This window comes from Mesorhizobium sp. B2-3-5, assembly GCF_006442395.1.
GTDB lineage: Bacteria > Pseudomonadota > Alphaproteobacteria > Rhizobiales > Rhizobiaceae > Mesorhizobium.
In genome coordinates this window covers 183763-202940 of record NZ_VFVX01000002.1, presented here as the reverse complement: position 1 = coordinate 202940, position 19178 = coordinate 183763, and the positions used below count along the sequence as shown (strand labels likewise).

The 19178-nt window shown below is 63.0% G+C and carries 17 protein-coding genes; 9 read left to right on the top strand and 8 right to left on the bottom strand.

The genetic code is table 11. The annotated features are described in order from the left end of the window. Positions 1-47: 47 nt before the first annotated feature. The 3 genes from FJ958_RS03805 to kynU are packed head-to-tail and all read left to right on the top strand — an operon-like array spanning position 48 to position 3040. Positions 48-827 (top strand): ABC transporter ATP-binding protein, encoded by a 780-nt coding sequence (locus FJ958_RS03805; RefSeq protein ID WP_140739625.1) that lies wholly within the window; start codon positions 48-50, stop codon positions 825-827. Positions 828-832: 5 nt separating this feature from the next. Beyond that, entirely contained in the window at positions 833-1756 is a 924-nt protein-coding gene (locus FJ958_RS03800) for an ABC transporter permease (RefSeq protein WP_140739622.1), read from the top strand. Positions 1757-1792: 36 nt separating this feature from the next. Next, positions 1793-3040, top strand: coding sequence for a kynureninase (gene kynU, locus FJ958_RS03795; RefSeq protein WP_140739619.1), 1248 nt, complete (start codon positions 1793-1795; stop codon positions 3038-3040). A gap of 58 nt (positions 3041-3098) precedes the next feature. Here the strand turns inward: kynU and kynA are convergent, their stop codons facing one another. Then, the gene (kynA, locus tag FJ958_RS03790) at positions 3099-3935 is read right to left on the bottom strand and encodes a tryptophan 2,3-dioxygenase (RefSeq protein WP_140739616.1); all 837 of its coding nucleotides are present in this window, start codon (positions 3933-3935) and stop codon (positions 3099-3101) included. Then, complete coding sequence (locus FJ958_RS03785) at positions 3932-5557, bottom strand: AMP-binding protein (protein ID WP_140739613.1); 1626 nt, start codon at positions 5555-5557, stop codon at positions 3932-3934. Before FJ958_RS03785 ends, kynA begins: the two co-directional genes overlap by 4 nt. A 312-nt stretch (positions 5558-5869) precedes the next feature. On the opposite strand from FJ958_RS03785, the gene FJ958_RS03780 reads away from it, so the two are divergent. After that, entirely contained in the window at positions 5870-6700 is an 831-nt protein-coding gene (locus FJ958_RS03780; protein ID WP_140739610.1) for an alpha/beta hydrolase, read from the top strand. Between the two features lie 47 nt (positions 6701-6747). Here FJ958_RS03780 and glp read toward each other — a convergent pair whose 3' ends face one another. The 5 genes from glp to FJ958_RS03755 are packed head-to-tail and all read right to left on the bottom strand — an operon-like array spanning position 6748 to position 12153. Continuing rightward, positions 6748-7953: a gephyrin-like molybdotransferase Glp gene (gene glp / locus FJ958_RS03775; RefSeq protein WP_140739607.1), complete on the bottom strand. Its 1206-nt coding sequence runs from the start codon at positions 7951-7953 to the stop codon at positions 6748-6750. Continuing rightward, positions 7953-8435 carry a cyclic pyranopterin monophosphate synthase MoaC gene (moaC, locus tag FJ958_RS03770; protein ID WP_140739604.1) on the bottom strand — a complete coding sequence of 161 codons (483 nt, stop codon included), beginning with the start codon at positions 8433-8435 and terminating at the stop codon, positions 7953-7955. The genes glp and moaC overlap by 1 nt, the downstream gene beginning before the upstream one ends. A 2-nt stretch (positions 8436-8437) precedes the next feature. Beyond that, positions 8438-9250, bottom strand: a complete 813-nt coding sequence (trpC, locus tag FJ958_RS03765) for an indole-3-glycerol phosphate synthase TrpC (RefSeq protein WP_140739601.1) — start codon at positions 9248-9250, stop codon at positions 8438-8440. Positions 9251-9253: 3 nt separating this feature from the next. Next, a complete protein-coding gene (trpD, locus tag FJ958_RS03760; protein WP_140739598.1) occupies positions 9254-10264 on the bottom strand; it encodes an anthranilate phosphoribosyltransferase in 1011 nt (336 codons plus the stop codon). Beyond that, positions 10261-12153 (bottom strand): SurA N-terminal domain-containing protein, encoded by a 1893-nt coding sequence (locus FJ958_RS03755; RefSeq protein ID WP_140739595.1) that lies wholly within the window; start codon positions 12151-12153, stop codon positions 10261-10263. Before FJ958_RS03755 ends, trpD begins: the two co-directional genes overlap by 4 nt. Positions 12154-12297: 144 nt before the next feature. Here FJ958_RS03755 and tpiA point away from each other — a divergent pair, with 144 nt between their 5' ends. From tpiA to FJ958_RS03730, 5 genes are all read left to right on the top strand, one after another. Continuing rightward, on the top strand, positions 12298-13068 hold the full coding sequence (gene tpiA, locus FJ958_RS03750) for a triose-phosphate isomerase (RefSeq protein WP_140739592.1): 771 nt from the start codon (positions 12298-12300) through the stop codon (positions 13066-13068). Between the two features lie 166 nt (positions 13069-13234). Beyond that, positions 13235-13705, top strand: a complete 471-nt coding sequence (gene secG, locus FJ958_RS03745; RefSeq protein ID WP_140739589.1) for a preprotein translocase subunit SecG — start codon at positions 13235-13237, stop codon at positions 13703-13705. A gap of 211 nt (positions 13706-13916) precedes the next feature. Next, positions 13917-15044 (top strand): L,D-transpeptidase, encoded by a 1128-nt coding sequence (locus FJ958_RS03740; protein WP_140739586.1) that lies wholly within the window; start codon positions 13917-13919, stop codon positions 15042-15044. Between the two features lie 131 nt (positions 15045-15175). After that, the gene (locus FJ958_RS03735) at positions 15176-16813 is read left to right on the top strand and encodes a CTP synthase (protein ID WP_140739583.1); all 1638 of its coding nucleotides are present in this window, start codon (positions 15176-15178) and stop codon (positions 16811-16813) included. Between the two features lie 23 nt (positions 16814-16836). Then, complete coding sequence (locus FJ958_RS03730; protein WP_140739580.1) at positions 16837-17391, top strand: DUF1697 domain-containing protein; 555 nt, start codon at positions 16837-16839, stop codon at positions 17389-17391. A gap of 71 nt (positions 17392-17462) precedes the next feature. Here FJ958_RS03730 and FJ958_RS03725 read toward each other — a convergent pair whose 3' ends face one another. Then, on the bottom strand, positions 17463-18920 hold the full coding sequence (locus tag FJ958_RS03725; RefSeq protein WP_140739577.1) for an NCS1 family nucleobase:cation symporter-1: 1458 nt from the start codon (positions 18918-18920) through the stop codon (positions 17463-17465). Positions 18921-19178 lie beyond the last annotated feature (258 nt).

The window sequence follows — 19178 nt, the reverse complement described above, 5'->3', positions numbered from 1 at the left end:
AGCGGTGACGGCGTCGGCGCCGTCACCCTTCAGTTGTGGGAGGAACGATGCTCGAGATCCGATCCGCGCGCAAAGTGTTCTACAAGGGCCAGGCCGACGAGAAGGTCGCGCTGGACGGTCTCAACCTGTCGCTGGCCACGGGCGAGTTCGGTATCGTCATCGGCTCCAATGGGGCCGGCAAGAGCAGCATGCTCAATGCCATTTCCGGATCTCTCATCCTCGATTCCGGCAGGATCCTGATCAATGGCACCGATGTGACTGACATGCCGGTGTACAAGCGCGCCACCAAATTGGCGCGCGTCTTCCAGGATCCGATGCGTGGCACCGCCGCCAGCATGACCGTAGCGGAGAATATGCTGCTGGCCGATCTGCGCAGCCACAAACGCACCTTGCGGCAAGGGCTGAACGCCGCGCGGTGCGCGTCCTACAAGGAGCGCCTGTCCATACTGGGCCTTGGTCTTGAAAATCGCCTCGACACCCGCGTCGACCTGCTTTCGGGCGGGCAGCGGCAGTCTCTGTCGCTGATCATGGCGGTTGGCGGATCGCCGGACTTGCTGCTGCTCGACGAGCACACGGCAGCGCTCGACCCGCGCACGGCTGACATTGTCATGAAGGCGACGGTGCGCGCCGTCAATGCGCTGAAGCTGACCACCCTGATGGTGACCCACAATATGCAACACGCCGTGGACTATGGCAGCCGGGTGATCATGCTCGACGCGGGCCGGGTCCGGCTGGAAGTCACCGGCGAGGAGAAATCGGCGGTCACGGTTGCAGATCTGATCGGCCATTTTTCCGTCAAGACCGATCGCATGTTGCTGGCGAGCTGATCACCATGAGCTTTATCCAGGAAGTTCTGACGAGCTTCGTCGCGATCATCCCGGTTACACTGGCGCAGAGCCTGATCCTGGCCTTTGTCGTGCTCGGGATCATGATCCCGTTTCGCATGCTGAATTTTCCCGATCTCACCAGCGAGGGCGCCTTTCCGCTGGGCGGCTGCGTCTGTGGCGTGCTTCTGGCAGCCGGTGCATCACCGCTGACAGCCATCGTGGTCGCCGTCGCAGCGGGCTTTGTGGCGGGTTGCTGTACCGCCTTCATCCATCTGCGCTTCCGCATCCACACGCTTCTTGCGGGTATCCTGATGATGACGATGCTCTACAGCATCAACCTGCGCATCATGGGCAAGTCCAATCTCTCCGTTTTCGGCTCGCCCACTGTGTTCGACTGGGTGCCGTTCGCCCGGCCGGGTTTTCCGGCCAGCAAGATCGTTGTCGCCGGCCTGCTCGCGCTCCTCGTCTCTACGGTGCTCTACATGTTCTTCAGGACCGAGAAGGGGACCGCGGTGCGCGCCGTCGGCGCCAATCCCGACATGGCCGAAGCTCAAGGCATCAATGTCTGGGCGGCGACCATAGGCGGTGTCGGGCTGGCGAGCGCGTTTTCGGCGTCAAGCGGCGCGCTGATGGTGCAGTCGCAGGGATTTGCCGACGTCAATATGGGACTGGGGATTCTCATCAACGGGCTTGCCGCGCTGATGATCGGCGAGGCGGTTGTCGGCAAGCAGACGGTCTGGCGTCAGCTGCTGGCGCCTTTCGCCGGCGCGATCATCTACTACCAGCTGGTGTCGTTCTGCCTCGCCGCCGGCATGCCGCCACCTGACCTGAAGCTTGCCACCGGCCTATTCGTGCTCGCCATGCTGGCCTTGCCCAGCCTCAAGCGCAGCCGGGGACCCGCGCCGGCTCGCGAAGCCATTCGTGAATAAATTAGAGCGTGAACAAACAAGGGAATGTCTGAAATCATGCGTGCAACGCTCGATCTCGCAGCAGTCGAAGCCATGGATGCGGCGGATCCGCTGCGTGCCATGCGCGACCGGTTCATTTTGCCGCACGGGGTTATCTATCTCGACGGCAATTCACTCGGCGCGGCGGCCCCCGCCGTCTTCAACGAGCTGCAGAAGGCCGCAACCCAGGAATGGGCGCAGGATCTGATCCGTGCCTGGAACACCGCCGGCTGGTTCGAAATGCCGGTCGCCCTTGGCGACCAGCTCGGACGCCTGATCGGCGCCGCGGCCGGCCAGACTGTGGTCTGCGATACGACCTCGATCAACATCTACAAGGTGCTGCATGCCGCGCTTGGCATGCGGCCGGACCGGTCGGTCATCGTCGCCGAAGGCGACAGTTTCCCAACCGACCTCTATATGGCCGAAGGTGTCGCATCGACACGGCCGGGTACGGTGCTGCGGCTCGAAGGGGTCGACGCGCCTGATATCGAGGACCTGATCGACGAACGCGTCGCCGTCATCCTGGTCAACCACGTCAATTACAAATCCGGGCAGTTGCGTGACATGGCCGTGCTGACGCGCAAGGCCCATCAGGCCGGCGCGCTGATCGTCTGGGATCTCTGCCATACAGCCGGGGCCTTGCCGGTCGAACTCGATGCCACCAATGCTGATTTCGCCATCGGCTGTACCTACAAATATCTCAATGGCGGTCCGGGCGCGCCGGCCTTCATCTACGCCGCAAAACGTCATCACAGTGACGTCCATCAGCCGCTGAGCGGCTGGTGGGGGCATGCGAGGCCCTTCGCCTTCGAACAGGGCTATGCGGCAGGCAGCGGCATCCGCCGGTTCCTGTGCGGCACGCAGCCTGTGCTTTCGATGCGGGCGCTGAAGGGGGCACTGGATCTTTGGGACGACGTCGACATGGCGGTGGTGCGCAAAAAGAGCATTGCGCTGACCGACCTGTTCATCCAGCTCGTCGAGACCAGATGCGGCGCCTACGGCCTTGAGCTCGAAAGCCCGCGAGACGGCAATGCGCGCGGCAGCCAGGTATCGTTCATCCATCCGCATGGCTATCAGGTGATGCGAGCCTTGATCGAGCGCGGCGTGATCGGCGATTTCCGCGCACCGTCGACGATCCGCTTCGGCTTCACGCCGCTCTATGTCGGCTACATGGACGTCTGGCAGGCGGTCGAGGTGCTGGAAGACATCCTGCGCACCGGCGCCTGGCAAGAAGCGCGCTTCGCGGTCAAGACAGCCGTGACTTGAGTGGCTGTTGCCCGAAAGCGTTCGGCGGGCGACGACATTTACGAAGCAAAGGCGCTCGTCAGAGCCGGGTGCGAACCGTCCAGAGTTCCGGAAACAGGACGACCTCGAGCATCTTCTTGAGATAGGAGGCGCCTGACGTGCCGCCGGTGCCGCGTTTCATGCCGATGATACGTTCGACCGTGGTGACGTGGTTGAAGCGCCAGCGGCGGAAGTAGTCCTCGAAATCCACCAGTTTCTCGGCCAGCTCATAGAACATCCAGTAGCGCTGCGGATCACGGTAGACGGTCTGCCAGGCGACCAGGACTTCTTCGTTCGCTGTGCGGGTTTCGCGCCAATTCGTACGTCTGGCATCGGCACCGATGTCGAACCCGTTGCGCGCCAGAAGCAGCAGCGCTTCGTCGTAGAGTGATGGCTCGGCCAGGATCGCCTCCAGCTTTTGGCTGAGGTCCGGCCGGTGTTTGTGCGGGCCGAGCATTGCGAGGTTGCGGTTGCCGGCCATGAACTCGATGGCGCGGTATTGCCAGGACTGGAAGCCCGAGGATTGGCCGAGCGCGTCGCGGAACTCGGTGTATTCGCTGGGCGTCATCGTGCGCAGCACGTCCCAGGCATTGTTCAACTGCTCGAAAATGCGCGCGACGCGCGACAGCATCTTGAAGCTCGGCTCAAGCCGGTCGGCGCGGATGGAGCGGATCGCGGCACCGATCTCGTGCAGCGCGAGCTTCATCCAGAGTTCCGAGGTCTGGTGCTGGATGATGAACAGCATCTCGTCATGCGCCGACGACAGCGGCGCCTGCGCGTCGAGCACTTTTTCCAGATGCAGATAGTCGCTGTAGGACATGCGCTCCTTGAACGACATCTGTGCGCCTTCGGACGCCGGATCGTAGGGCTCGCTCAATTGATTTTCTCCATGCGCAACCGGAAGCGTTGGATCTTGCCGGTCTGGGTCTTGGGCAGGGCGGCGATGAATTTCACCGAGCGCGGATATTTGTAGGGGGCGATGGTGGCCTTGACGTGGTCCTGCAGGCGCTTGACGGTCAATGCATCGGACGCCACGCCTTGCACCAGCACGACATGCGCCTCGACGATCTGGCCGCGTTCTGGATCCTCGGCGCCGATGACCGCGCATTCGGCGACATCGGGATGCGCCAGCAGCGCCGCCTCGACCTCGGGCCCGGCGATGTTGTAGCCGGCGCTGACGATCATGTCGTCGGAGCGCGCGGCGAAGTGGAAAAAGCCGTCCTCATCCTGGGTGAAGGTGTCGCCGGTCAGGTTCCAGCCGTCGCGAACATAGTCCTTCTGCCTGTCATCGGCCATGTAGCGGCAGCCGGTCGGTCCGCGCACCGCCAGCCGTCCGGGTTCGCCACGCGGCACGTCGCGCATCTCGTTGTCGACGATGCGCGCTTCGTAGCCGCCCACCGGCTTGCCGGTCGAGGCAGGCTTCATGTCGTCAAAGCGGTTGGAGATGAAGATGTGCAGCATTTCGGTGGCACCGATGCCATCGAGGATCGGCTTGCCGGTTTTTTTCGTCCACTCTTCGAAGACCGGAGCCGGCAATGTCTCGCCGGCCGAAACGGCGACGCGCAGCGATGACAGGTCGGCGCCTTCATCCATGGCCTTCAGCATTGCGCGATAGGCGGTCGGCGCGGTGAAGGAAATGGTCGCTTTGTAGGTCTCGATGATGTGGATCATGTTGGGCGGCGTCGCCTGTTCCAGCAGCGTCGCCGCGGCACCGAAGCGCAGGGGAAAGATGGCGAGCCCGCCAAGGCCGAAGGTGAAGGCGAGCGGCGGCGAGCCGACGAAGATATCGTCCGGCGTCACCTGAAGAATCTCGCGGGCATAGGCGTCGGCGATGATCAGGAGGTCGCGGTGGAAATGCATCGTTGCCTTGGGCACGCCTGTCGTGCCCGAGGTGAAACCAAGCAGCGCGACGTCGTCGCGGCCGGTGTTGATAGCGGTGAAGGTGACAGGCTTGTCGAGGGCGGCGCGATCGAGTTCGGCATCATGGTTGGCGGTGCCGTCGAAGCCGATGACCTGTTTCAGGAACGTGCTGTCCTTGGCGGAGGCGGTCATCTCGTCCATCAGCCTGGTGTCGCAAAGCGCGATGGTGATCTCCGCCTTGTCAACGATCTTGGAGAGTTCGCCGGCGCGCAGCATCGGCATGGTGTTGACGACCACGGCGCCGACCTTGGTGGCCGCCAGCCAGCAGGCGACCATTGCGGGGTTGTTGGCGGAGCGGATCAGCACCCGGTTGCCCGGCTTGACGCCGTAATTCTCGACCAGCGCATGGGCGAGCCTGTTCGTCCAGTCGGACAATTCCTTGTAGGTGCGGCGGCGGCCATTGCCAATCAGCGCGGTGTGGTCGCCGAGACCTCTTTCGACCAGCCTGTCGGTCAATTCGACGCCGGCGTTGAGGTATTCGGGATAGTCGAAGCCATCGAGCAGGAAGTCCGGCCATTGATCCGGCGGCGGCAGATGATCGCGCGTGAACGTATCGATATGCGCTGAAGGCCCAAGCATCTCGCCGCTATCCTGTTTGCTGCCTGGCCGGTGCGCGAGGCATCCGACCGAGGTGGTGGATCTCAAGTTCCCGTCTTTCGGTGGAGGCTTCGTGCAGCCGGCTACACCTGGTCGTCGAAGCCACCGGAACGGTCGACATCCACAGGTTTGAACGGCACAGCGGACCTCCCATTGTCGCTGTTCCTACAGACAGGATCGCACCAGTCGAAATTTGTTTCAAGCCTAAAATGTTTTTGCCCTGGAGCATTGACGCATGGCATGGTGGCGGCCATTGCTAGCACTGAAATGATGCCGCTTCAGGGGAGGGTTCCGATGCTCGACCATCGTATTGCCGATTGGGACAATGCCTACGCCAATGGCGCGAACATTGCCGGCAGCGATCGCTGGCCGGCCGCCTGGGCGGAACCTGCGCGAGCGTTTCGTGACGCGATGTCGGCGCAAGGCCGCGCAAGGTTCGACATCGCCTATGGCGACCGACCGCGCAATCGGTTCGATCTTTTCCTTCCCGAAGCCGTTCCCAAGGGGCTCGTCGTGTTCATCCATGGAGGTTACTGGCTGGAGTCCGACAAGAGCACCTGGTCGCACCTCGCCAAGGGCGCGGTCGGCAGCGGCTTCGCCGTGGCGATGCCGTCCTATACGTTGTGCCCCGACATGCGCATCGCCGGCATCGTCGGCGAAATCGGTGCGGCGATCGGCAAGGCGGCGGCGATGGTCGAGGGGCCCCTGATGCTGTCCGGACATTCGGCCGGCGGGCATCTCGCCAGCCGCATGGTGACCACAACCACGCCTCTGGCTGGTGACGTGGCAAGGCGCGTACGTCATGTCGTTTCGATTTCGGGCCTCCATGATTTGCGGCCGCTGATGCGCACCGGCATGAACGCGGCTTTGGCAATCGACGAGGCCGAAGCCTTGGCCGAGAGCCCGGCACTGCTGCGTCCCATGGACGGCGCCCGCATCACCTGCTGGGCCGGCGGCGGCGAGCGTTCCGAGTTCCTGCGCCAGAACGCGCTACTGGCCAACATCTGGACCGGGCTTGGCGCCACCACAAGCGCCGTGGTCGAACCCGACCGGCATCATTACGATATTGTCGATGGCCTCGCCGATCCGGCGCATCCGCTGACGCGGGCCTTGATCTCGCAATAGCCGAGATCATTTTTTATCCGCTTATCAGCGGCTTATGTGGCGGCTCTTCAGCGCAGCATCAGCACGCTGCACAAATCTCCCACAGCCGATGCCGGGGCAAACGGGGCGCGCACGATCAGCCCGTTGGCGTCAGCAAGCATCCTCAGCATCGAGGAATCCTGGATGCCGAACGGCGTCGCCACCAGTCCGCCATCGTCCTCTTTAACCACCGCCCGCACATAGTCCTGGCGCAGATCATTGGCCGTCATTGCGGCGCCCAGCCGCGCAGGGCGGATGTCCTGACGATGATCGCGGCCGCCGAGCCTTGCCAGAAGCGGCTTCAGGAACAATTGCGAGCAGACCAGGCTTGCCACCGGGTTGCCGGGCAGGCCAATGCACCTGATATCGCCGAGGCGCCCGAACATCAGCGGCTTGCCGGGACGCATGGCGATCTTCCAGAAGCCGAGCGTCATGCCTTCGCCCGTCAACACGTCGTGGATAAGGTCGTGGTCGCCAACCGACGCGCCACCAAGGGTGACGATGACATCCGCGCCGGCCGCGACCGCCTTCCTGACAAGCGCGGCGATCGCGTCGTGGCGGTCGGCGGCAATGCCGAGATCAAGTGCGCGGGCGCCGACAGACTGAGCGGTGGCGGCGACGCCATAAGCGTTGGACGAGATGATCTGGTCCGGCCCCAGCTCGCTGCCGGGCGCCAACAACTCGTCTCCGGTGGCGATGATGGCGACCAGCGGCCGTTTCACCACGCTCACCCGGGGATGATTGGCCGATGCTGCCAGGGAAAGGGCCGCCGGATCCAATACCCGTCCCTTTTCCAGCAGGACGTCGCCCTTGGAAAAGTCGAGGCCGATGCGGCGGATGTTACGCCACTCGGCGGTAGGCTCGATCACTTCGATATTGCCGCCGCCAATAGCCCGGACATTCTCCTGGATGACGATGGTGTCAGCGCCGTCAGGCAGCGGCGCCCCGGTGAAGATGCGCACGGCCTGCGCATGGCCGACCGTGCCGTCAAAGCCACGTCCGGCCGGCGCCATGCCGATCACCGAGAGTTTCGATGGCACCGAGGCTACATCCGCGGCATGGACGGCATAGCCATCCATTGCCGAAGCGTTGAAGGGCGGCTGGGTGCGAAGTGCCACGACCGGTTCCGCCAGCACACGATCGACCGCCTCGATAAGAGGAACGCTTTCGCCGGCCAGCGGCACCGCGCCGTCCAGCAGGCGTTCGAGCGCCTCCACCACCGGAACCAGCGCCATCAGGCACCTGCCTTGTAGTCGCCGGACTTGCCGCCGGTCTTTTCGACGAGCCGGATGCCGGAGATGACCATCGCGCGATCCACCGCCTTGGCCATGTCGTAGATGGTCAGGCAGGCAACCGACGCGGCGGTCAATGCTTCCATCTCGACGCCGGTCTTGCCGGTGACGCGCGCCAATGCGGTGACTTTCAGGCCTGGCAGCGCGTGGTCCGGCTCGATGTCCACGGAAACCTTGGTCAACAGCAGCGGATGGCAGAGCGGGATCAGCTCATGTGTCTTTTTCGCCGCCATGATGCCGGCGATGCGCGCGGTGCCGAGCACATCGCCTTTCTTGGCGTTGCCAGCGAGGATGGTCTTCAGCGTTTCGGGCTGCATCGAGACGAAACCCTCGGCGATCGCCGTGCGCGTCGTCTCGTCCTTGCCGCCGACATCGACCATGTTGGCCTCGCCCTGCGCGCCGAGATGGGTGAGGGCCGATGTCATCGTCAGATGGCCTCGGCCGGCGCCTTGCCCGTCAGCAGCAGGCGCGTCGCCGCGGTGACGTCCTGTTGGCGCATCAGGCTCTCACCGACGAGGAAGGTGCCGATGCCGGTCTTCTGCATCCTGAGGCAATCGTCATGGGTGAAGATCCCGCTCTCGCTGACCAGCAGGCGATCGGCGGGCACCATCCCGGCCAGCCGCTCCGAGGTTTCTAGGCTGGTTTCGAATGTTCTCAGATTGCGGTTGTTGATACCGATCAGCCGCGAAGACAGCTTTACCGCGCGCTCCGTCTCGGCCTCGTCATGCACCTCGATCAGCGCATCCATGCCGAGTCCGAACGCCGTCGTCTCAAGCTCGCTCGCCAGGACATCGTCGACGCTGGCCATGATGATCAAGATGGCATCAGCGCCCCAGGCGCGAGCCTCAAAGACCTGATAGGGATCGAACAGGAAATCCTTGCGCAGCACGGGCAGGGCGACGGCTGCCCTTGCCTTGGTGAGGAATTCCGGCGCACCCTGGAAGGATGGCGCATCGGTCAACACCGAAAGACAGGCGGCACCACCCCTCTCATAAGCCTTTGCCAACGCCGGTGGATCGAAATCGGCACGGATCAGCCCTTTGGAGGGGCTCGCTTTCTTGATTTCGGCGATCAGCGCGAAGCCGCCCGATCCGCGCTTCGCCTCGACAGCCGCAAGGAAGCCGCGTGGCGCATCCGTATCCTTCGCCCGCGCCTTGATCTCGGCCAGCGGCACACGCGCCTTGGCGGCGGCGATCTCCTCGCGCTTGTAGGCCTCGATCTTGCGCAAAATGTCAGACACGGTTCACCCGTTCGAAATTTCAACCAGATGGTCGAGTACCTGCAGCGCCCGGCCGCTGTCGATGGCCTGCGCGGCCATCGCGATGCCGTCGCCAAGCGTCGTCGCCTTGCCGGCGATCACCAGTCCGGCGCCGGCATTCATCAACACGGTGTCACGGTAGGCACCGGCAGCGCCGCCCAGCATATCGCGCAAAGCCTTGGCATTGTAGGCGGCATCACCGCCGCGCAGCTCGTCCTTGGTATGGCGCTTCAGCCCAACCTCTTCCGGGGTCAGCGTGAAGCTGCGGATCTCGCCGCCAACCAGTTCGGCGACCTGGGTCTCGCCGGTTGTGGTGATCTCGTCATAGCCATCGCCATGCGCCACCCAGGCATGCTCGGTGCCCAGCGCCTTCAGCGTCTCGGCCACCGGCATGATCCATTCCGGCAGGAATACGCCGACCATCTGGCGCTTGACGCCAGCCGGATTGGAAAGCGGGCCGAGCAGGTTGAAAATGGTGCGGGTGCCAAGCTCGACGCGGGTCGGGCCGACATGCTTCATCGCCGGATGGTGCGCGGGCGCGAACATGAAGCCGACGCCCGCTTCATGGATGCAGCGGCCGATGAACTCGGGCGAGAGATCGATCTTGACCCCGAGCGCGATCAGGACATCGGCCGCGCCGGTCAGCGACGACAGGCCGCGATTGCCGTGCTTGGCGACGGGAACGCCGCTGGCGGCGATGACGAACGCCGAGCCCGTTGAAATGTTGACGCTGTGGGAATTGTCGCCGCCGGTGCCGACGATATCGATCGCGCCGGCGGGGGCCTCGACGCGGAGCATCTTGGCGCGCATCGTGGCGACAGCGCCCGAGATTTCGCTCACCGTTTCACCGCGCACGCGCAGCGCCATCAGGAAGCCGCCGATCTGCCCGGGGGTCGCGTCGCCCGACATGATGATGTCGAAGGCCTCACGCGCTTCCTCGAAGGAAAGCGCGGTGCCGGCTGCGACCTTGGCGATATGGGTTTTCAGCGCGCTCATCTTGTCGAGGCTTGGGCAACGGCGGCCTGGTCGACGCGGACGCCGTACTGCGTCTGCAGCTGCGCCACCAACTGGTCGAGCAGATCGTCCGACATGCCGGAGGTGAAAGATTTTTGCGCATCCTCCGGCACCGAACTGGCATCGGCCCCGGCGGGTTCGAATACTTCGGCGACCTTGAACAGGATCTGTCCATCGCCGGTGGGCGAGGGGATCAATCCGGTGCCGCCTTCGCCGACGCCGAACATGACGGCAGCGCCCTCCTTGCCGAAATCGGCATCGTCGGCTTCGCGCTTCAGGCCGCGCTTGGTCTGCTTTTCCAGCTTGAGGTCACCGGCGATCACGTCGAGCGTCGCGCCGGCCTTGAGCCGCTTTTCGAGTTCATCCGCCTTGGCGGCGAGCCGCTTGGTCGTCTCCGCCGCCGTCCAGTCGGCGACGACCTTCTGGCGGACCTCATCCAATGTGCGGTCGCGAGCCGGCGTGATCGAACCAACCTCATAGAAGACGAAGCCGTTATCCGCCGTGGTCAGCGCTTCGTTTTCGGTGTTGGGTTCCGCGTCAAAGACCGCCTTGATCAATGCCGGCGATTCCGGCAAGTCCTTGACGATGGAGCCATCCGGCCTGAGGCCATTGCGATCGATGGCGTCGATGGTGACATCCTTCAGTTTCAGCTTTGCGGCCGCAGCCGCCAGCGAAGTGCCGGACGCGCGGGTGTCTTCATAGTTGTCGTGCACATCCAAAAGGATGCGGCTTGCCTCACCCAGCGCCAGGTCCTTGCGAATCTGGTCCGACACTTCGGCCAGTGGCTTGACCACCTCGGGCTTGATCTCGGTGACGCGCAACAGCACTGGACCGAAGGCACCCTGGACGACCTGGCTGACTTCGTTGGCGTTGAGCGCGAAGGCGGCATCGGCAACCGCCTTGTCGGCGATCTTGTCCTTGGCGAGTGTGCCAAGCAGCGTGTCGGCGGGAGTCTTGCCTTCGGCGGTCACCAGTTTTTCAAAAGTGGCGCCTGACTTGAGCGAATCGAGCGCCGCCTTGGCAGCGTCCGGCGTCTTGAACACAAGCTGCTCGATGGTGCGCATCTCGGGCGTGGTGTAGCGCGCCTTGTTCTTGTTGTAGTCGTCGTTGACCTGCTGGTCGGTGACGGCGGTCGTATCCATGATGTCCACAGGCTCGAGGCGGACATAGGAGAACTTGCGATACTCAGGTGCGGCGTAGGTTTTCTTGTTGGCCTCGAAATAGGCCTGAAGCACGCTATCGCTCGGCGTCTCGATCGGTTGGACGAGCGTCTTCGGCAATGTCAGATAGTCGACGGTGCGATCCTCGCCGCGGTAGAGTGCCACCGCCTTGAGGAAAGTGTCCGGCGCCTTGAGGCCGTCCGAGACCGCTTCGACGATCTGCTGACGCACCGCGACCTGGGCGCGGTTCTTCAGATAGTCCTCGGGCCGCATCCCGACCTCGCGCAGCAGGTACTCGAACGTCCTCCTGTCGAACTGGCCGCTCGGGCCCTTGAACGCAGGGTCTTCGCGCGTCAGCTCGGCCAGCCTGTCCTTGGACAGGCCCAGACCCAGCTTGCGCGCCTGTTCGTCGAGAACGGCACCGGAAACGAGCTGCGACAGCACCGTGTTGTCGATGCCAAGCGCCTTTGCCTGTTCATGGGTGAGGCGCTGACCGAACTGCTGCGACATGACGGCAAGCTGGCGATCATAGGCAAGGCGATATTCGTTGATCGACACCTTGGTGCCACCCGCCGTTATCACCGAATCGTGGCCCGCAAAGCCGCCCATCAGCCGCCCGGAGATGCCCCAGGCGGCGAAACTCACCACCAGCAGCGAAAGCAGTGACTTCGCGACCCAGGTACCCGCCGCGCTTCTCAATGTACCAAGCATGGTTACTTCCGATTTATGCGCATTTTCGGATGCGCCGAGTCTGAAACAAGCGCAATAGCGCCCTTCCGGCCCACTGTCGATTGCTTTGTGGCTTGATTTTGGTAGTGAGGGCCAGAGCCCGATATCGCCCCGGAGAAGCAGACCATGACACCAGGAATTCGCCCGCTCGTCGCCGGCAACTGGAAAATGAACGGCACCAGCGCCTCGCTGAACGAACTCAGGATGATCGGCAATGGGTTCATGAGCGGGCTCGACGCGGAAACCGAGGCACTGGTCTGCGTTCCCGCGACGCTGCTTTCCCATGCCGCGGAGATTCTGTCGCGCACGCCGGTCCATGCCGGTGGTGAGGATTGCCACCCCAAGGAAAGCGGCGCCTACACCGGCTGCATCTCGGCGGAGATGCTGAAGGACGCGGGCGCGAGCCATGTCATCGTCGGCCATTCCGAACGCCGCGAGCAATGCGGCGAAGACGATGCGACTGTCCAGGCCAAGGCCGCCGCGGCATGGCGTGCCGGGCTCGTGGCGATCGTTTGCATCGGCGAGACGCGGCAGGAGCGCGAGGCCGGAGCCGCGCTGGAGGTGCTGTCGCGCCAGGTCGCCGGCTCGGTGCCGCCAAGCGCCACGCCATCCAACACCGTCATTGCTTATGAGCCGGTATGGGCGATCGGCACCGGCCTGACGCCAACGGCGGCCGACGTTGCCGAAGCGCATGCGCATATCCGCGAAAGGCTGTCGGAAAAACTCGGCGCCGCCGCTGCCAGGATACGCATTCTTTATGGCGGCTCGGTCAAGCCGTCGAATGCCGTGGAGTTGCTTGGCGTCCGGAATGTCGATGGCGCGCTGGTTGGCGGCGCCAGTCTGAAAGCCGCCGATTTCCTCGGTATCGCGGAAGCGTATCGCAGCATTTCAGGATGAATCCACGACAATGGACGGGTCGCGGCGCGTCCAAATTCGTTGCAAAGGACGCGTTGCTTCCCATATTCCGGCCACGGGCTTGGAAATGCCGTGAAAGCATTGTATTGAGCCGCCTCCAATTCACCGGTCGTGTCCGCGGCCGGGCAGGGCCTTGCCAGGATAAACTATGCAAACCGTACTCATCGTCATCCATCTCATGGTCGTGCTCGCCCTTGTCGGCGTGGTGCTGCTGCAACGCTCTGAAGGCGGCGGCCTTGGTATTGGTGGCGGATCGGGCTTCATGACGGCGCGCGGCGCCGCCAATGCGTTGACGCGTGCGACGGCGATCCTGGCGGCTGCTTTCTTTGTGACGTCGCTGACATTGTCGATCATTGCCCGCTACGGCGAGAAGCCGATCGACATTCTCGATCGGGCTCCCGCGACCTCGGACGGCGCCGGCAAGGGCGTGCTCAACCAATTGCCCGGCACGACGGCCCCGGCGCCAGCCGGCACTGCCACGCCGACGCCGCCATCCGGCAATGACGCCGCCACGAAGCCTCCGGCACCGGCTACCGCGCCCGCCGCCGGCTCGACGTCGCCGGCGACGAACGGCGCCACCAACACCGCGCCGGCGGCACCGCAGGTCCCGAACCAGTAGCCTCCACTTCTCCCAAACCGCGACCTGTTGTCGTTTGAACACAGTCGCGGCAAATGCTGCGCGATCACGAAGATTCGACGCGTAGCAGCGAGGTCTCGCGCTTGAGACCGCCGAGCTTATTCGACTATAGATTGCACGCGGCATTTTCGGTGTCCTTGGGGGACGCCGGGCGACGCCGTGGGCAACAAGCATTGAACGATCGGATCTCGCCATGCAGCTTCGCAGCTTCATTCTCCTGGGACTTTGCGCCGTACTTGGCCTCGGTTCCCCGGCCTTCGCCGGCGTACCGGCCAATCTGGCCGCCAATCAGTCGGTCGAGAAAACCGACGCCATCAACGTCGCAGTCAAGAGCGATGCGGCGCAGTTGAGGCTTCTCAAGAAGAAGAAAAACCCGACGCCGGCCGATCTCGCCCAGATCGAGAAGATCGAGGCCAAGGTCGCCGCCGACAAGGAAGATGCCAAGACCAAGGCGCTGGAAGCCAGGAAGCTGGCGATGCGCGAGGCGGCAAAAGCCAAGGCCGAGGCGGAACGGCAGGCCTTCCTGGCCAACAAGGGCAAGAGTGCCCCGGCGACCGAAGTGGCCGAGGCGAAGCCTTCCAAGAAGACCATCAGGATCATCGAACCATTGGCGCCGATTCAGCCGATCCAGTCCGCCGAACCAATCCCAGCCGAGGCGATGAACGTCGCATTGACCGGTAACAATGGCGAGTTGCGCAGCGAGGCGCTAGGCCAGAAGCAGAACACTGGCGGTGGCGGCCTGTTCGCAGGCCTGTTCGGCGGCACCTCTTCCGGATCGTCGATAAGCTATCTGCCCGAGACGCGCGCCCTTGACTCGGCCCTTGCCAAGCGAGACGCCAAGAAGCCGTTCAAGGTGAAACCGGAATTCGTGCCGCAGGACGTGGAGTTCACCGGCTACGAAGCAGGCACCATCGTCATCGACACCAGCGCCCGCCGTCTCTATCTCGTCGAATCATCGTCCACCGCCCGTCGCTATGCGATCGCGGTCGGCCGTGAAGGCCTGCAGTTCAAGGGCACCGTTGCTGTCGGCGACAAGCAGGAATGGCCGCGCTGGATTCCGACGCTCGACATGCAGAAGCGCGAGCCCAAGCATTACGGCCAGTACAAGGACGGCATGCCTGGAGGCGGCCAGAACCCGCTCGGCGCGCGCGCCATCTACCTCTATGACGGCAAGAAGGACACGCATCTGCGCATCCATGGCACGATCGCGCCGCAGTCGATCGGAACCAGCGCCTCCAATGGCTGCTTCCGGATGATGAACGAGCACGTCATGGACCTCTACAGCCGCGTCAGGATCGGCACCAAAGTCGTCATCATCTGACGCTTCCACCAACATGCCGAAAGGGCCGGCTCAGCCGGCCCTTTTGTTTTGCCTCGTCTCCGGCGCCTTCTCGAGAAAAATCCTTCGCGGCGGTTTTTTCTCTGGCGGAATCAATCAGGCCGCGTTAAGCGATGAATCCCATGGCGCGATATGTATTCATCACAGGCGGCGTGGTTTCCTCACTTGGAAAAGGCATAGCTGCGGCGGCCCTTGGGGCTCTCCTGCAGGCGCGAGGCTATCGCGCACGCATCAAAAAACTCGACCCTTACCTCAATGTCGACCCCGGCACGATGTCGCCGTATCAGCATGGCGAGGTGTTCGTCACCGATGACGGCGCCGAGACCGATCTCGATCTTGGCCACTACGAACGCTTCACCGGCCGCTCGGCCAATCAGCAGGACAACATCACCACCGGCCGCATCTACAAGAACATCATCGAGCGCGAGAGGCGCGGCGACTATCTCGGCGCCACGGTGCAGGTCATTCCGCACGTTACCGACGAGATCAAGAATTTCGTCCTCAACGGCAATGACGACTATGATTTCGTGCTGTGCGAGATCGGCGGCACGGTCGGCGACATCGAGGCGATGCCGTTCATCGAGGCCATCCGCCAGCTCGGCAACGATCTGCCGCGCAACAACGCCGTCTATGTGCATCTGACATTGATGCCCTACATCCCGACGGCCGGAGAGCTGAAGACCAAACCGACCCAGCATTCGGTCAAGGAATTGCGCGGTATCGGCATCGCGCCCGATATTCTTCTGGTGCGCGCAGACCGTGCCATTCCCAAGGAAGAGCGCAGAAAGCTCTCGCTGTTCTGTAACGTCCGGGAAAGCGCGGTCATCCAGGCGCTCGACGTGCCGCACATCTACGACGTGCCGATGGCCTACCACAAGGAAGGGCTTGATTCGGAAGTGCTGGCGGCCTTCGGCATCGATCCGGCGCCGAAGCCGCGCATGGAGCCCTGGCAGAAAGTGTCGGACCGGATCCACAATCCCGAAGGCGAGGTGACGATCGCCATCGTCGGCAAATACACTGGCCTCAAGGATGCCTACAAATCGCTGATCGAGGCGCTTTCGCATGGCGGGTTGGCCAACCACGTCAAGGTCAAGCTCGACTGGATCGAATCGGAGATCTTCGAGAAGGAGGATCCGACGCCGTGGCTGGAAAAGGTGCACGGCATCCTGGTTCCCGGCGGCTTTGGCGAACGCGGCTCCGAGGGCAAGATTCTGGCGGCGAAGTTCGCGCGCGAGCGCAAGGTGCCGTATTTCGGCATCTGTTTCGGCATGCAGATGGCCTGCATCGAGGCGGCGCGTTCGCTGGCCGGCGTCGAAGATGCGTCCTCGACCGAATTCGGCCCGACCAAGGAGCCGGTCGTCGGGCTGATGACCGAATGGCTGAAGGGCAACATGCTGGAGAAGCGGCGGGAAACCGGCGATCTCGGTGGCACGATGCGGCTCGGCGCCTATCAGGCCGATCTCGCCAAGGGATCCAAGATTGCCGATATCTATGGCGACACGCAGATTTCCGAGCGCCATCGTCACCGCTACGAGGTCAACATCGACTATAAGCAGCGGCTCGAGGATTGCGGCCTGGTGTTTGCCGGCATGTCGCCCGATGGCGTGTTGCCGGAAACGGTCGAATACCCTGACCATCCCTGGTTCATCGGCGTGCAGTATCATCCCGAACTGAAGAGCCGGCCGCTCGATCCGCACCCGCTTTTCGCCAGCTTCATCGAGGCGGCGGTGGAACAGTCGCGCCTAGTTTGAGCGATAGGCCGGAGGATCTGGCCATGCAAACTTATGTCGCGCTGCTCTACAGCATTGGCCTCGGCGAAGGGCGGCGCCTGGTCATGTCCGACCTGAGGGCAATGGCGGAGGACTTGGGCCTCAAGAATGCCCGCACGCTGATTGCGACCGGCAATCTGGTCTTCGAAGCGCGGGCATACAAGATTTCCAGTTTAGAGCAGCGGCTGGAAACAGCTTTCGAAAAGACCTTTGGCCGCCATGTCGATATCATCGTGCGCGGCGCGAAGGACTGGCTAAAGCTTGCTGCCGGCAATCCATTCGCCGATCAATCTATAGATGCTGGCGACCAGGTAGCTGTGCGGGTGATGCGGGAGCCGGTGCCGCCGGACACTGCCGCGACGCTCCAGGCCTATGCCGCCGCAGATGAGAAGGTGGTCTATGTCGATGGCGACATCTGGGTGGTCTTTTCGCGCGAGCGACCAAGCTCGCGGTTGCTTGCCGCGACCAATCACAAGCGTCTCGGCATAGGCACGTCGCGCAACTGGAACACGGTACGCAGGCTGGCCGAGATGGTCGCAGATAAGGGAGTAGAGCAATAAGGAGCAGGGAACGGTACTGCCCTACTGCCCTACTGCCCTACTGCCCTACTGCCCTACTGCCCTATTCCCTATCAAGCCTTCGCCATCCTGGCGCCCGCACCCACGGCGGCGGTGCGCAGCACATAATAGATGATGCCGGCGATGGCGACGCCGAAGAACCAGCCATAGACGCCCCACCAGGACGGGAGCCAATTGGTGAAGTTCGGCAGGATCGACGAGAAGACCGCGCCGATGCCGGCGGCGATGAAGGCATTGACATGCCATCCACCCTGGAAGCGGAATTCGCCGTCCTCGCGGTAGAGCGCCTCGACATCGACCTCGCCCTTCCGGATGAGGTAGTAGTCGACCATCATGACGCCGAAGATCGGCCCCATCGTCGCGCCGATGATGTTGACGAAGGACGCGGCGCTGCCCTCCCACGGGGCGAAGGGATAGAGCACAAGCGCGATGATAGCCGCGATGTAGCCGCCCTTCTTGAAATCGATCTGACGTGGGAAGACGTTGGAGAAGTCGAATGCCGGCGAGACGAAGTTCGCCACGACGTTGATGCCGAGCGTCGCGACGGCGAAGGTCAAGGCGGCGAGCGCGGCCAGGAACCAACTGTCGAACTTGGCCGAGATCTGGTCAGGGTGCAGCAGCACCTCGTGATAGACGTCATAGGCGGCGATAGTGGTAACGCCGGCGACCAGCGAGAACAGGATCAGGTTGACCGGCAGGCCCCAGATGTTGCCCTTGCGCAACGCGGCCTTGTCCGGCGCGTAGCGGGCGAAATCGCAGAAGTTGAGATAGAGCGCCGAGAAATAGGTCACCCAGATGGCGGCCACCGCGAACAGCGAGGTCCATGAACCCGGTTCGCCCGGCACGCCCGCGTCCTTGGTCTTTTCCTTTAGCACGTCCATCGGGATGTCGCTGGTGAAAGCGAAGGTACCGGATTTGACGCAGAGATAGACCGCCAGGATCAGCATCATCACCCAAACGGCAGGCCCGGCCCAGTCCTGGAAGCGGCGCACCGTTTCCATGCCTTTCTGGATGATCAGCAGTTGCAGCGCCCAAATGACCACGAAGCAGATCACCTCCAGGCCGGAATGGCCGAGGAAATGCGTACTGGCGTTGAAATCGGCGAACCATTGCGAGCGGATCAGCAGGGCGACGATCGCGCCGGAGGCGGCCGCCGTTTGCGCGCCGTACCAGAAGCAGGCGACGATCGCGCGTACCAGCGCCGGTATGTTGGCGCCCCAGATACCGAAGGAAGCGCGGGCAAGAACAGGGTAGGGCACGCCCGTCTTCACGCCCGCATAGCCGACCATGTTCATCAGCGCATAGATGATCAGCGAGCCGATGCCGATTGCGATAATAAAATTGACGAAGCCGCCGCAGAACAGAAACAGGCTGGCGGCGAGATAGTAGCCCCAGAGGCTATGGACGTCCGACGTCCAGACGTTGAAGATCGAAAACGGTCCCCAATTGCGGATTTTCGCAGGAGCGAGATCCTCGTTGTATAAGTCAGGCGATGCACCTTGTATTGTCATTGCAACGTCCCCTTTTGCCAAAACGCGCCCTCACGCGTTGACCGCAGAGGTTAAGCCTGACGCTAGGGAACCGGCAAGCAATCCATTTGTCGGCTTTGACCTTAAAGATATTCAATGCGAACCGCGATTATCGTGGGACCGCAATGGTGGGCCGTTGCCGAATCCCACCGGCCGGGTGATTCGAATTTCGGTAACGGCGATGCTGTCCAGGCGATGCCCGATCACAGCGGGACCACTGCCGTTCGGGCGGTTGGAGGT

Bases quoted from the DNA above. Each gene is read 5' to 3' on its own strand.
- trpD (WP_140739598.1), bottom strand. From the start codon at position 10,264: ATGAGCGCGCTGAAAACCCATATCGCCAAGGTCGCAGCCGGCACCGCG.
- secG (WP_140739589.1), top strand. From the start codon at position 13,235: ATGCAAACCGTACTCATCGTCATCCATCTCATGGTCGTGCTCGCCCTT.
- FJ958_RS03780 (WP_140739610.1), top strand. From the start codon at position 5,870: ATGCTCGACCATCGTATTGCCGATTGGGACAATGCCTACGCCAATGGC.
- tpiA (WP_140739592.1), top strand. From the start codon at position 12,298: ATGACACCAGGAATTCGCCCGCTCGTCGCCGGCAACTGGAAAATGAAC.
- kynU (WP_140739619.1), top strand. From the start codon at position 1,793: ATGCGTGCAACGCTCGATCTCGCAGCAGTCGAAGCCATGGATGCGGCG.
- glp (WP_140739607.1), bottom strand. From the start codon at position 7,953: ATGGCGCTGGTTCCGGTGGTGGAGGCGCTCGAACGCCTGCTGGACGGC.
- FJ958_RS03740 (WP_140739586.1), top strand. From the start codon at position 13,917: ATGCAGCTTCGCAGCTTCATTCTCCTGGGACTTTGCGCCGTACTTGGC.
- FJ958_RS03725 (WP_140739577.1), bottom strand. From the start codon at position 18,920: ATGACAATACAAGGTGCATCGCCTGACTTATACAACGAGGATCTCGCT.
- FJ958_RS03805 (WP_140739625.1), top strand. From the start codon at position 48: ATGCTCGAGATCCGATCCGCGCGCAAAGTGTTCTACAAGGGCCAGGCC.
- moaC (WP_140739604.1), bottom strand. From the start codon at position 8,435: ATGACATCGGCCCTCACCCATCTCGGCGCGCAGGGCGAGGCCAACATG.
- FJ958_RS03735 (WP_140739583.1), top strand. From the start codon at position 15,176: ATGAATCCCATGGCGCGATATGTATTCATCACAGGCGGCGTGGTTTCC.
- FJ958_RS03730 (WP_140739580.1), top strand. From the start codon at position 16,837: ATGCAAACTTATGTCGCGCTGCTCTACAGCATTGGCCTCGGCGAAGGG.
- FJ958_RS03785 (WP_140739613.1), bottom strand. From the start codon at position 5,557: ATGCTTGGGCCTTCAGCGCATATCGATACGTTCACGCGCGATCATCTG.
- FJ958_RS03800 (WP_140739622.1), top strand. From the start codon at position 833: ATGAGCTTTATCCAGGAAGTTCTGACGAGCTTCGTCGCGATCATCCCG.
- FJ958_RS03755 (WP_140739595.1), bottom strand. From the start codon at position 12,153: ATGCTTGGTACATTGAGAAGCGCGGCGGGTACCTGGGTCGCGAAGTCA.